The 12464-nt window shown below is 66.0% G+C and carries 11 protein-coding genes; 1 reads left to right on the top strand and 10 read right to left on the bottom strand.

The features are described 5' to 3' along the window. Positions 1 to 10: 10 nt before the first annotated feature. Positions 11 to 379: a VOC family protein gene (locus DK261_RS06120; protein ID WP_009048240.1), complete on the bottom strand. Its 369-nt coding sequence runs from the start codon at positions 377 to 379 to the stop codon at positions 11 to 13. A gap of 186 nt (positions 380 to 565) precedes the next feature. Between DK261_RS06120 and DK261_RS06115 the strand changes: the two genes are divergently transcribed. Further along, on the top strand, positions 566 to 1663 hold the full coding sequence (locus DK261_RS06115) for a DUF1615 domain-containing protein (RefSeq protein WP_110175486.1): 1098 nt from the start codon (positions 566 to 568) through the stop codon (positions 1661 to 1663). 100 nt (positions 1664 to 1763) lie between these two features. Here DK261_RS06115 and DK261_RS06110 read toward each other — a convergent pair whose 3' ends face one another. From DK261_RS06110 to DK261_RS06070, 9 genes are all read right to left on the bottom strand, one after another. Next, the gene (locus DK261_RS06110; RefSeq protein ID WP_038631423.1) at positions 1764 to 2321 is read right to left on the bottom strand and encodes a hypothetical protein; all 558 of its coding nucleotides are present in this window, start codon (positions 2319 to 2321) and stop codon (positions 1764 to 1766) included. 132 nt (positions 2322 to 2453) lie between these two features. Beyond that, positions 2454 to 4064, bottom strand: a complete 1611-nt coding sequence (locus DK261_RS06105; RefSeq protein ID WP_041989131.1) for an ABC transporter ATP-binding protein — start codon at positions 4062 to 4064, stop codon at positions 2454 to 2456. A 1-nt stretch (position 4065) separates the two neighbouring features. Further along, a complete protein-coding gene (locus DK261_RS06100) occupies positions 4066 to 5088 on the bottom strand; it encodes an ABC transporter permease (RefSeq protein ID WP_110175407.1) in 1023 nt (340 codons plus the stop codon). Then, the gene (locus DK261_RS06095; RefSeq protein ID WP_009043169.1) at positions 5088 to 6152 is read right to left on the bottom strand and encodes a microcin C ABC transporter permease YejB; all 1065 of its coding nucleotides are present in this window, start codon (positions 6150 to 6152) and stop codon (positions 5088 to 5090) included. Before DK261_RS06095 ends, DK261_RS06100 begins: the two co-directional genes overlap by 1 nt. A 1-nt stretch (position 6153) precedes the next feature. Beyond that, positions 6154 to 8034 (bottom strand): extracellular solute-binding protein, encoded by a 1881-nt coding sequence (locus DK261_RS06090; protein ID WP_110175406.1) that lies wholly within the window; start codon positions 8032 to 8034, stop codon positions 6154 to 6156. A 135-nt stretch (positions 8035 to 8169) separates the two neighbouring features. Beyond that, entirely contained in the window at positions 8170 to 10893 is a 2724-nt protein-coding gene (locus DK261_RS06085) for a TonB-dependent receptor (protein ID WP_110175405.1), read from the bottom strand. Positions 10894 to 11099: 206 nt separating this feature from the next. Then, positions 11100 to 11501 carry a biopolymer transporter ExbD gene (locus DK261_RS06080; protein ID WP_009043172.1) on the bottom strand — a complete coding sequence of 134 codons (402 nt, stop codon included), beginning with the start codon at positions 11499 to 11501 and terminating at the stop codon, positions 11100 to 11102. Beyond that, positions 11501 to 12208: a MotA/TolQ/ExbB proton channel family protein gene (locus DK261_RS06075; protein ID WP_009048248.1), complete on the bottom strand. Its 708-nt coding sequence runs from the start codon at positions 12206 to 12208 to the stop codon at positions 11501 to 11503. Before DK261_RS06075 ends, DK261_RS06080 begins: the two co-directional genes overlap by 1 nt. 50 nt (positions 12209 to 12258) lie before the next feature. Next, on the bottom strand, positions 12259 to 12464 hold a 206-nt coding region (locus DK261_RS06070), incomplete at its 5' end, for an energy transducer TonB (RefSeq protein ID WP_146218515.1).

The following is a 12464-nucleotide window of genomic DNA, read 5'->3' as shown; positions in this document are numbered from 1 at the left end:
TAAAGGACGCTCAGGTCTGGCTGAACACTTCCAGCAGGTGGCCGTCGGGGTCATCAAAATACACCCGGCGAGCGCCTTCATGGCGGTTGATTTCGTTTGGGCGCTGCTTGCCCGGATCGGCCCAGAACGCCAGGCCGCGCTGGCGAATACGCTGCAGTATCGGCTCGAAGTCGTCGGCGGCGACCAGAAAGGCATAGTGCTGGGACGCGATGGGCGGGTCGTTGTCGTAGTAATCCAGGGACACGCCGTTATCCAGCTGCACCACCAGCATCGGGCCGAAGGGCGTGGGCGGTGGCAGGCCGAGCAGTTGCACGAGAAAGTCCGCCGAACGTCGCTTGTCGCGGCACCAGACGATGGTGTGGTTGAGTTGCACGCTCATGATGGGCCCCGCCTGTTGTTTTTCTGTGGGCGATGAGGTTTCAGATTAGGTGAAATTCGCCGTCGGTCACGGGGAATGCTCAAATGGTTCGTCGCCGGTACGGAACAGCGCGGCGCCTTGAGGGTCGATATCCGCGGCGACGCGCTTCCCTCGGGCGCGGGCCACCTTCGGAATTACTGGGAAGCCATGTCTATAAAACCTCTGCATTCACTTCGCTGGGCCGCTGTCGCGGCCTCGCTGGCCCTGGCCGGTTGTGCCGGCCAGCTCGGTTCAAAGGCGCCGGCGCCAAGCCCGGCGCAGGTCCAGGCCCAGGTCGCGCGCCTGCTGCCGGCCAAGGTCGCCGATCGCCAGGGCTGGGCCCGGGATATCCAGGTGGCCTTTACCGCCCAGGGCATCGAGCCGAGCAGGAGCAACCTCTGCGCAGTGCTGGCGGTGGCCGAGCAGGAGTCCACCTATCAGGTCGACCCGCCGGTGCCGGGGCTGGGCAAGATCGCTCGCAGCGAAATCGACCGCCGCGCGGCCAAGGTGCATGTACCGTCGATGCTGGTCAGCGCGGCGCTGCAGGTGAGTTCGCCGAACGGCAAGTCCTACAGCGAGCGCCTGGCCGGGGCGCGCACGGAGAAGGAGCTGAGCACGATCTTCGACGACTTCATCGGCAGCGTGCCCATGGGCAAGACCCTGTTCGGCGGCTTCAACCCGGTGCACACCGGCGGGCCGATGCAGGTCAGCATCGACTTCGCCGAGCAGCAGGCGCGCAATTACCCCTACAGCGTGGACGGCTCGATCCGCCGTGAGGTGTTCAGCCGGCGCGGCGGCATGTACTTCGGCATCGCCCACCTGCTCGGTTACCCGGTGAATTACCCGCAGCCGCTGTACCGCTTCGCCGACTTCAACGCCGGCTGGTACGCCAGCCGCAATGCCGCGTTCCAGAACGCCCTGAGCGTGGCCTCGGGGATTTCCCTGGCGCTGGACGGCGACCTGATCCGCTACGACTCGATCATGCCCGGCAGCACCGAGCTGGCGGCGCGCGCCCTGGGCAAATCCCTGGACATGCGCAATCCGACCATTCGCAACCAGCTGGAGAAGGGCAACAGCCTCGAATTCGAGGACACCAAGCTGTACAAGCGGGTATTCGCCCTGGCCGATCAGGCCCAGGGCAAGGCGTTGCCGCGGCAGATCCTGCCGGGCATCCAGCTGAAGAGTCCGAAGATCACCCGCAAACTGACCACCGCCTGGTTCGCCAAACGCGTGGATGAGCGTTATCAGCGCTGCATGGCCAGGTGAGCAGGGTGATAGCGATCGATCGGGGAATCCCGATGCCCTGAAATGAAAAAAGCCCGGCTGTTTAGGCCGGGCTTTTTTTCGAGTACTGCGGACCGCGCAATCATACGGCGCGACGCTCGATCAGACGGTCGGAACCACCTTCGGCAACGCGACGTTCGATCAGGCGATCAGCACCACCTTCAGCAACGCGACGTTCGATCAGGCGATCGGAGCCACCTTCGGCTACACGGCGTTCGATCAGACGGTCAGCACCACCTTCGGCTACACGGCGTTCGATCAGACGGTCAGCACCACCTTCAGCGACGCGGCGTTCGATCAAGCGATCGGAACCACCTTCGGCAACGCGACGTTCGATCAGGCGGTCGGAGCCACCTTCGGCAACGCGGCGTTCGATCAGACGGTCAGCACCACCTTCAGCGACGCGGCGTTCGATCAAGCGATCGGAGCCACCTTCGGCTACACGGCGTTCGATCAGACGATCGGAACCACCTTCGGCTACACGGCGTTCGATCAAGCGATCGGCGCCACCTTCGGCGACACGTTTTTCAATCAGGCGATCCGAGCCGCCTTCGGCGACTACCGGGTAGGCCGAGGACGCGGCAAAAGCGTTTGCTGCAAGAACCGAGAAAGCGATGCTGAGAAGAATTTGGCGTTTCATGGTGGTGTGCTCCGGGGTGTTGTTGGTTGGTATGGAGCAGATGTTACGTGGCGGATTTTTTTTGAGAATTTCATTGGGTCGATGGTGACCATCGACGCCAATGATAGCTGCGCCAACCCCCGGAACAGAGCCTCAGGCCGGTTCTTCGCAGGCCTGCGGCGGGCTCCATTGCAGCCCCGAAGCCTGCAACAGTTCCCGGGTATAGGGGTGTTGCGGCGCGCTGAAGATCGCCCGCGACGGCCCCTGTTCCACCACCTTGCCGTCCTTGATCACGATCAGGTCGTGGGCCAGGGCGTGGACCACCGCCAGGTCGTGGCTGATGAACAGGTAGGTCAGGCCGTGGCGTACCTGCAACTCGCGCAGCAACTGGACCACCTGCTTCTGCACGGTGCGGTCGAGGGCCGAGGTGGGTTCGTCCAGCAGGATCAGCGCCGGCTCCAGCACCAGGGCGCGGGCAATGGCGATGCGCTGGCGCTGGCCGCCGGAAAACTCGTGGGGGTAGCGGTGGCGGCTCTGCGGGTCGAGGCCGACTTCCTCGAGTACGCGGATCACCGCCGCCTCGCGTTCCTCTGCGGTGCCGATGCCGTGGGTCAGCAGGCCCTCGGCGATGATCTGCTGCACCGACATGCGCGGGCTGAGGCTGCCGAAGGGGTCCTGGAACACCACCTGCAACTGCCGACGCAAGGGGCGCATCAAGCGCTGGTTGAGAATGCTCAGCTCCTTGTTGCCGAAGCGGATGCCACCCTCGGACTCCACCAGCCGCAGGATCGCCTGGCCGAGGGTGGACTTGCCCGAACCAGACTCGCCGACGATGCCCAGGGTCTTGCCCCGGTGCAGGCTCAGGCTGACGCCGTCCACTGCCTTGATGTAGTCGCGCTGGCGGCTGAACAGGCCCTTGGGCAGGGGAAACCAGACCTTGAGTTCACTCACTTCCAGCAGATTGTGCGAGTAGGCGCTGGGCACCGGGGCGCCGCTGGGCTCGGCTTCGATCAGCAAGCGGCTGTAGGGATGCCGCGGGGCGCGAAACAGTGCCTCGCACTCGGCCTGCTCGACGATCTCGCCCTGGCGCATCACGCACACCCGTTGGGCGATGCGCCGCACCAGGTTGAGGTCGTGGCTGATCAGCAGCAGCGACATGCCCAGGCGTTGCTGCAACGCGATCAGCAGTTCGAGGATCTTGCGCTGCACCGTCACATCCAGCGCGGTGGTCGGCTCGTCGGCGATCAACAGCTCCGGCTCGTTGGCCAGGGCCATGGCGATCATCACCCGCTGGCGCTGGCCGCCGGACAGCTGGTGCGGGTAGGCCTTGAGGCGCTTGTGCGGCTCGCCGATGCCCACCAGCTCCAGCAGTTCCAGGGTCCGCGCCCGGGCCGCGCGACCGCGCAGGCCCTTGTGCACGTCCAGCACTTCGCCGATCTGTTTTTCCACGGTGTGCAACGGGTTCAGCGAGGTCATGGGCTCCTGGAAGATCATTGCGATGCGGTTGCCACGCAGGGTGCGCAACTGGGCGTCGCTGGCCTGCACCAGGTCCAGGCCGGCGTAGCGGATGCTGCCCTGGGTCTGCACCTTCTGCGCCGGCAGCAGGCGCAGGATCGAGTGGGCGGTCACCGACTTGCCCGAGCCGGACTCGCCCACCAGGGCCAGGCATTCGCCGCGGCGGATATCCAGGTCCAGGCCATGGACCACTTCGGTGCCGGCGAAGGCCACCTTGAGGTTGCGGATTTCAATCAGGTTGTCGTGCATGTCAGCTCCGGGGATCGAAGGCGTCGCGGCAGGCTTCGCCGATAAACACCAGCAACGAGAGAATCAGCGCCAGGGCGAAAAACGCCGTCAGGCCCAGCCAGGGGGCTTGCAGGTTGCGCTTGGCCTGGCCGATCAGTTCGCCCAGGGAGGCGGTGCCGGCGGGCATGCCGAAGCCGAGAAAATCCAGGGCGGTGAGGGTGGCTATGGCGCCGGTGAGAATGAACGGCAGGTAGGTCAGGGTGGAGGTCATGGCGTTGGGCAGGATGTGCCGGCGCATCAGCTCGCCGTCGCTCAGGCCCAGGGCCCGCGCGGCCTTGACGTACTCCAGGCTGCGCCCGCGCAGGAACTCGGCGCGCACCACGTCCACCAGGGCCAGCCAGGAGAACAGCGCCATGATCCCCAGCAGCCACCAGAAGCTCGGCGAGACGAACCCCGAGAGAATGATCAGCAGGTACAGCACCGGCAGCCCCGACCAGATTTCCAGCAGGCGCTGCCCCAACAAGTCGACCCAGCCACCGTAATAACCCTGCAGGGCGCCGGCGGTGATACCGATCAGCGCGCTGATGGTGGTCAGCACCAGGGCAAACAGGATCGACACCCGGGTGCCGAAGATCACCCGCGCCAGCACGTCCCGGGCCTGGTCGTCGGTGCCCAGCCAGTTCTGCGCCGAGGGCGGGCTCGGCGCCGGTTGCGCCAGGTCGTAGTTGACCGTGTCGTAGCTGAAGGGGATCGGCGGGAACAGCATCCAGCCGCCCTGGCCCTCGATCAGCTCGTGCACGTAGCTGCTGGCATAGTCCGGCTGGAACGGCAGTTCGCCGCCGAATTCGGTTTCGTCGTAGTCGCTGAGGATCGGGAAATACCAGGCGCCGTGATAGCGGATGACCAGGGGCTTGTCGTTGGCGATCAGTTCGCCGCCCAGGCAGACCAGGCACAGGCCGATAAACAGCCACAGCGACCAGCGACCCCGGCGGTTGGCCTTGAAGTGTTCGATGCGGCGACGGCCCAGGGGAGAGAGTGTGAACATCAGGCAGTCCTCGCCGAGAAGTCGATGCGCGGATCGACCAGGCTGTAGCACAGGTCGCCGATCAGCTTGATCAGCAGGCCGAACAGGGTGAACAGGAACAGCGCGCCGAACACCACCGGGTAGTCCCGCGACACCGCCGCCTCGTAGCTCATGCGCCCGAGGCCATCGAGGTTGAAGAGGGTCTCGATCAGCAGCGAGCCGGCGAAGAACACCTCGATCAGCGCCGTGGGAATGCCGGCGATCACCAGCAGCATGGCGTTGCGGAACACATGGCCGTAGAGCACCCGGCGCTCGCTCAGTCCCTTGGCCCGGGCGGTGACCACGTACTGGCGGCTGATCTCGTTGAGGAAGCTGTTCTTGGTCAGCAGGGTCAGGGTGGCGAAGCCGCCGATCACCAGGGCCGACACCGGCAGCACCAGGTGCCACAGGTAGTCGCCGACCTTGGCCAGGGGCCCGAGGCTGGCGAAGTTGTCCGAGACCAGGCCCTGCACCGGGAACCAGTCCAGGTAGCTGCCGCCGGCGAACACCACGATCAGCAGGATGGCGAACAGGAACGCCGGCATGGCGTAGCCGAGGACGATGGCGCTGCTGGTCCAGGCATCGAAGGCGCTGCCGTTGCGGATCGCCTTGCGCACCCCCAGGGGGATCGACACCAGGTAGGTGATCAGGGTCGCCCACAGGCCGAGGGACAGCGAGGTCGGCAGCTTCTGCAGGATCAGGTCGGTGACCTTGGCCCCGCGAAAGAAGCTGTTGCCGAAGTCCAGTTGCGCGTAGTTCTTCAGCATCAGCCACAGGCGCTGGTGCATCGGCTTGTCGAAGCCGTAGTGGTGCTTGATCTCCTCGATCAGCGCCGGGTCCAGGCCCCGGCTGCTGCGTCCGCCGCCGCCCACCGCGGCGACCTCGGCGCCACCGCCCATGGCATGCCCGCCGAAGCCTTGCAGGCGGGCGATGGCCTGTTCCACCGGGCCGCCGGGCGCGGCCTGGACGATCAGGAAGTTGACCACCAGGATGCACAGCAGGGTGGGGATGATCAGCAGCAGGCGACGACTCAGGTAACGGCCCATGTCAGTGCGCCCCCACGGTGCCGCGCAGGGCGCTCATCTGGCTGGCGGTCAGGGCCTTGGGGTTGACCTCCCACCAGGTGTTCAGGCCCTCGTCGTAGATCGGCGCGATGGCCGGCCGGCCGAAACGGTTCTGGAACACCGTGGGCGTGCCCTTGGAGTAGTAATTGGGAATCATGTATTGGCCCCATTGCAGCACCCGGTCCAGGGCCCGGGCGTAATGCACCATCTCGTCGCGGCTATTGGCCTGGACCAGGCCGTCGATCAGGCGGTCCACCGCCGGGTTGGCCAGCACCATGGCGTTGGAGCTGCCGACCTGGGTCGCGCTTTGCGAGCCGTACAGGCTGTACAGCTCGCGACCCGGGGAGACGATGGGGTCGCCGCTGCGGGGGAAACTGGTGACGATCATGTCGTAGTCCCGGGCGTTGAGCAGGTTGATGTACTGCGCCGAATCGATGCGCCGCAGGTTGAGGGTGATGCCGATCTGCGCCAGGGTGCGTTTGTACGGCAGCAGCATGCGGTCGAAGCCGCCCTGGCCATCGAGAAAGGTGAACTCCAGCGGCTCGCCGGCGGCGTTCACCAGACGGTTGTTGCGGGGTGTCCAGCCGGCCTCGGCCAGCAGGCGCAGGGCCTGCAGCTGCTTGTCGCGGATGCGGCCGCTGCCGTCGGTCTGCGGGGCCCGGTAGACCTGGCTGAAGACTTCGTCGGGGATCTGCCCGCGCAAGGGTTCGAGGATCTCCCGCTCGCGGGCATCCGGCAGGGCGCTGGCGGCCATTTCGCTTTTCGGCCAGTAGCTCTGCTGGCGCACGTAGAAGCCGCGCATCATCTGCTTGTTGGTCCACTCGAAATCCCACAGCAGGGTCAGCGCCTGGCGCACCCGGCGGTCGTGGAACACCGGCCTTTGCAGGTTGAACACAAAACCCTGGGCGGCGGTGGGCTTGTCCGGCGCGAGGATCGCCTGTTGCAGGCGGCCGTCGCGCAGGGCCGGGCTGTCGTAGCCGACCACATAACCGGACGAGGAAAACTCGCGGTTGTAGTCGAAGGCGCCGGCCTGCAGCAGCTGGCGGGCGACGTCGGTGTCGCCGTAGAAATTCACCGTCAGGCTGTCGAAGTTATACATGCCGCGGCTGACCGGCAGGTCTTTGGCCCACCAGTTCGGATCGCGCTCGAAGCTGATGCTGCGCCCGGCGTCGACCTTGCCGACCTTGTACGGCCCGCTGCCCAGGGGCGGCTCGAAACCGCCGCCGTTGGCGAAGTCGCGGCTCTTCCACCAGTGTTCGGGCAGCACGCGCAGGGTCGCCAGGTCCAAGGCCAGGGTGCGGTTGAGGTTGTTCTTGAAGTCGAAGCGTACCTGCCCGGGGCCTTCGATCACCACGTCCCGCACGTCGCCGTACTGCTGGCGATAGCTCAGGCTGCCCTTGCTCAGCAGCAGCTCGAAGGTGTAGCGCACGTCTTGCGCGGTGATCGGCGTGCCATCGGCGAAGCGCGCCCTGGGGTCGAGGTAGAAGCGCACCCACAGGCCGTCGGGGTCGCGCTCCATGCGTTCGGCCACCAGCCCGTAGACGGTGTAGGGCTCGTCCAGGGAACGAAAGGCCAGGGGCGAATACACCCAGTCGTTGACCTGGGCCACCGCGATGCCCTGGTCGGCATAGGGGGTGATGTAGTTGAACTGGCCGATCTCCATCGAGGCGCGGCTCAGGGAGCCGCCCTTGGGCGCATCGGGGTTGACGTAGTCGAAGTGCTGGAAGCCCGGCGGGTACTTCGGCGGTTCGCCATAGACCGTCATGGCATAGCTGCCGTGGGCGGCGGCCAGGGCCTCGCCGGCGGCGCCAAGCAGCGCGGCGGCCAGCGCCAGCCCGGCCAGGGTGCGAGTCAGTGCAGACATGATCGAAAGGTTCCTCGTGATGCCGGAAAGCCTGGGTCGGCAGGGCGAAAAGACCCACGGCGGCGGACCGCCATGGGGTGCGAATTCGCAATGCGGCCGGGGCCGGCCGGAGTCTTGCGCGGCCCCGGCGGTGACTCAGAAGTGGTACGTCATGCGCGCGAACAGGGTGCGGCCCAGCGGGTCGGTGTAACGGGGGTCGTAGCCGCTCTGGAAGTTGTAGGCCTGGTTGGAGAACGGTGGGTCGCGGTCGAAGACGTTCTTCACCCCGGCGTCGACGTCCAGCACCTTGTCGAAGGTGTAGCCGGCCGCCAGGTCCCACAGCGAATACGAGGCCACGCGGGCATTGGTGGTGCGGTCGTAGTCGTTGTAGCCGGTGGTGAAGCGGTTGCTCAGCGAGGCCCGCGCCGCGCCCAGGGTCCAGGTGCCGGTGAGGTTGTGTTTCCAGCGGGCGATCACGCCATCGCCCTCGAAGTCGCCGACCTTGTCGGTGAACGGCCCCTTGATGGTGCTCTGGAAGTCGTAGCTCTTGACGTAGGTGCCTTGCAGCCCGAGGCCGAACTGGCCGTAGGGGGTATTGGGGAAACGGTAGTCCAGGGACACGTCGACACCGTTGGTTTCGACTATGCCCAGGTTGGCGTTGCCGGTGACGATGTAGTTCAGCGAACCGTCGGCGTTGCGCACGAAGCGGTCGGCGTAGGCGCCGGACTGGTCGAACACCGTGGATTCGGGGAACGGCTGGATCTGGTTGGAGATGTGAATCCACCAGAAGTCCAGGCCCACCGACAGGTCGCGGATCGGCTGATAGACGAAGCCCAGGGTCACGTTGCGAGCCTTTTCCGGGGCCAGGTCGGTGTTGCCGCCGATCTGGTTGAGGAACTGCTGGCCGCAGTCGCGCCCGCCGTTGCCGCCGGGCTGTACCACACCGCCGGTACAGAGCACCGGGTCGTTGTAGTAGCCCTGGGTGTAGGTGATGCTGCGCGGCGCATACAGCTCGTACAGCGACGGCGCGCGGAAGCCTTCGCTGTAGGCGCCGCGCACTACCAGCTCCTTGAGCGGCTGGTAGCGGAAGGAGTATTTCGGGTTGGTGGTGCTGCCGAAGTCGCTGTATTTGTCGTGGCGGATGGCGACGGACAGCTCCAGGCTGTCGAGCACCGGTACGTTCAGTTCGGCGTAGGCCGCCCTGACACTGCGATTGCCCTCGACGCTACCGGACGGGTCGATGCCCAGGCTCTGGATGTCGCCGGCGAACTCTTCGTAGTCCTGGTGGAATTTCTCCTTGCGGTACTCGCCGCCCAGGGCCAGGCCGGAGGGCCCGGCACCGAACCAGTCGCCGATCTCGCGGCTGACGCGCCCATCGAAACCGACCACTCGACCGACTGCCGTGGAGTAGGCGCCGTGGTAGGCCGCCTGCTCGATGTAGTCCTGGCCAGCCTGGGTCTGCGGGCCGAACGGGTTGAGCAGGCCGCTGGCCAGGCCGGCGATCATCGCGCGGTCGCTGACGTAGCCGTTGGTGACGCTGGAGACCACCTTGTTCTGGTTGTAGGAGGCACCGAGGTTGTAGTCCCAGCCGGCCACCAGGCCGTCGAAGCTCAGGACGAAGCGCTGGCTGGTGTTCTGGTCCTTGGATTCCCGGGCACCGGCGGCGGTTTCACGCCAGTTCACGCCGATCGGCTGGCTCGGGTCGAGGCTGAAGCCGGTCGGCGCCGGGGTGATGCCGTTGCCCGGGTAGTAGGGCGAGGAAGCGTCCAGGCTCAGGCCGGTGAGGGGCGCCGGGCCGACCGCCGTGGCGTTGTTGTTGCGTGACCAGAAGTACTCCAGGTTGACGTTGTGATCGTCCGCCAGCTTGGCGGTGCTCTTGCCGAAGAACGAGGTCTTTTCGGTCTCCGGCACCAGGTCGATGTACTCGCGGGTACTGAAGCGGCACAGGCCCTGGCGGGCAATCAGGTTCGGCCCGTTGCAGTTGCTGCCGGCCAGCGGGTTGGTGGCGTTGTCGCCCTGGGTGTAATTGCCCGGAAAGGCCGTGCCCGAGGTCTGGTCGAGGCCGCGGCCGGGGCGGTAGTCGGTGGCGAAGGAGCGGTCGTTGGCGTCGAGGTTCTGCTGCTTGTTGTAGTTGAACACCCCGAGCACGTTGAAGCGGTCTTCTTCCAGGTCGCCGAAGCCCCAGCTGGCGCTCATATCCTTGCTCGCACCGCCGCCGCTGTGGGTCGGGGTTTCGCCGCCCAGGGTCAGTTGGCCGTCGGTCAGGGATTTCTTGGTGATGAAGTTGATCACGCCGCCGATGGCGTCGGTGCCGTAGAGGGCCGAGGCGCCGTCGCGCAGCACTTCGACGCGGTCGATGGCGGCGAAGGGGATCATGTTCAGGTCCACCGCGCCGCCGGCCGAGTTGGTGCCCGACAACGCGTTGTTGGCCAGGCGTCGGCCGTTGAGCAGCACCAGGGTCTTGTTGGCGCCGATGCCGCGCATGTCGGCGAAGGAGGCGCCGCCGGTGGCGGCTCCCACTGAGCCGGCGCTGTTGTTGATCGACTGGCTGCCGGTGATGCGCTGCACCAGTTCGGCGGTGGTGCTCACCCCCTGTTTGCGCAGCTCTTCGGCGCGCAGGATGGTGATCGGTACCGCGGTTTCGGCATCGACCCGGCGGATCGCCGAACCTGTCACTTCGACCCGTTGCAGCTGGGTGGTGGGCGCCACGGCCGCGGCACTGGTGGCCGGGACTGCGGCGCTGCTGTCAGCGTCCTCTTCGGCGGCGTGCGCGGTGCCGGCGCCCAGGCCCATGGCCATCAGGTACAGCGGGACAAAACGGTGCCGTTGCAGCGTGGTCACCAGTGGCTTGAGCGTGAAACGTGGAATGTTCATCAGCATGATTACTTCCGACTCTTTCAGACGTTTATCGAAATGGCCTTGTGGGCCCTCATTGCTCCGGCTGGGTTGTACCGACCCCGGAAAACCACTTTCTTCAAGCAAGCCGATCCCCTCCGCAGGCGCGTGGCGTCTTGCGGTCGGCCGATTGCGACGGGATTTTTCGAGGCAGTGCCTGGCGCGTCCCTCAGGGGCGCCAGGCACTGCCTTCATCGGGTGGTCATCACGGATATCCTGGTGATCCCCGAACGTTCGATGGAGGCCATGGCCTTGGCCACCTGGCCGTAGTTGACGGCGGCATCGGCCTGCAGCTGCACGCGCACCTCGCTGTCCTTGGCCTTGACTTCCTTGAGGCTGCTTTCCAGCAGCTCGGGGGCCACTTCGGACTTGGCCAGGTAGAACTTGCCGTCCTGGTCGACGCTGACCACCACCGGGTCTTTCTTCTCGGCGGGGGCCACGGCGTCGGTCTTCGGCAGGTTGACCTTGATCGCGTTGGTCATCAGCGGGGCGGTGACGATGAACACCACCAACAGCACCAGCATCACGTCCACCAGGGGCGTGACGTTCATTTCACTGAGCACTTCGTCGCTGTCTTGAGTGGAGAAGGACATCAGCTGGCCTCCCGTACGGCGTGGGCGGTCTTGCTGGCGATGGCTTGGCGGCTGATGGCGAAGGCGCTGCGCTGGGCCAGGGCGTCGAAGTCATGGGCGAAGTCGTCCATGCTGGCCGAGGCCAGCTTCAGGCGGCGCAGGAAGAAGTTGTAGATCAGCACCGCCGGCACGGCGACGGCGATGCCCACGCCGGTGGCGATCAACGCATGGCCGATCGGTCCGGCCACGGTTTCCAGGCTGGCCGAACCGCTGGCGCCGATGCTCTGCAGGGCCTCCATGATCCCCCAGACCGTACCGAACAGGCCGATGAAGGGCGCGGTGCTGCCGATACTGGCGAGCACCGCCTGGCCGCTTTCCAGGGCCCGGCGTTCCTTCTGGATCTGCTGGCGCAGATTGCGCTCCAGGCGGTCGGCGCGGTTGATGGTGTGGGCCAGTTGCTGGGTGGTGCGCGGCGACTCCTCCACCAGCAGGGCTTCGAAACCGCTGCTGGCGATGCGCGCCAGGGAGCCGGGGTACTGGCTGGCGTGTTCGGCGGCGGTGAGCAGGTCCGGGGCGCTCCAGAAAGCTTTGCTGAACTGCCGGTTCTGGGTCTTCTGCCGCAGGTACTGCGCCGACTTGACCAGCAGCAGTGCCCAGCTGACCACGGAAAACAGCACCAGGGCCCAGAGCACGCCGGGGACAATCAGGGATGTCAGGGAATCGTTCATGGCTACACCTCGCATGCGTAAACAGGTTGTGAGTTCAGGTCAGGCCGCGGTCATTGCGGCAATTTGAAATCGATGGTCTGGGTGGCGAAGCCTTCGATCGGCGTGTCGCCGCGCTTGGCCGGGATGAATTTCCAGTTCTTCACCGCGGCCACGGCGGCCTCGTCCAGTTGCGGCTTGCCGCTGGAACGGGTGACTTCCACGCTGCCGGCGCGGCCGTTGGGCAGCACCTTGATGCGCAGCACCACCGTGCCTTCCC

The sequence above is a fragment of the Pseudomonas sp. RW409 genome (assembly GCF_003184125.1).
In the GTDB taxonomy this organism is placed as follows: Bacteria; Pseudomonadota; Gammaproteobacteria; order Pseudomonadales; family Pseudomonadaceae; genus Aquipseudomonas; species Aquipseudomonas chlororaphis_I.
The sequence above is the reverse complement of the archived record's forward strand: the minus strand, read 5'-3'. Positions and strand labels throughout refer to the sequence as shown.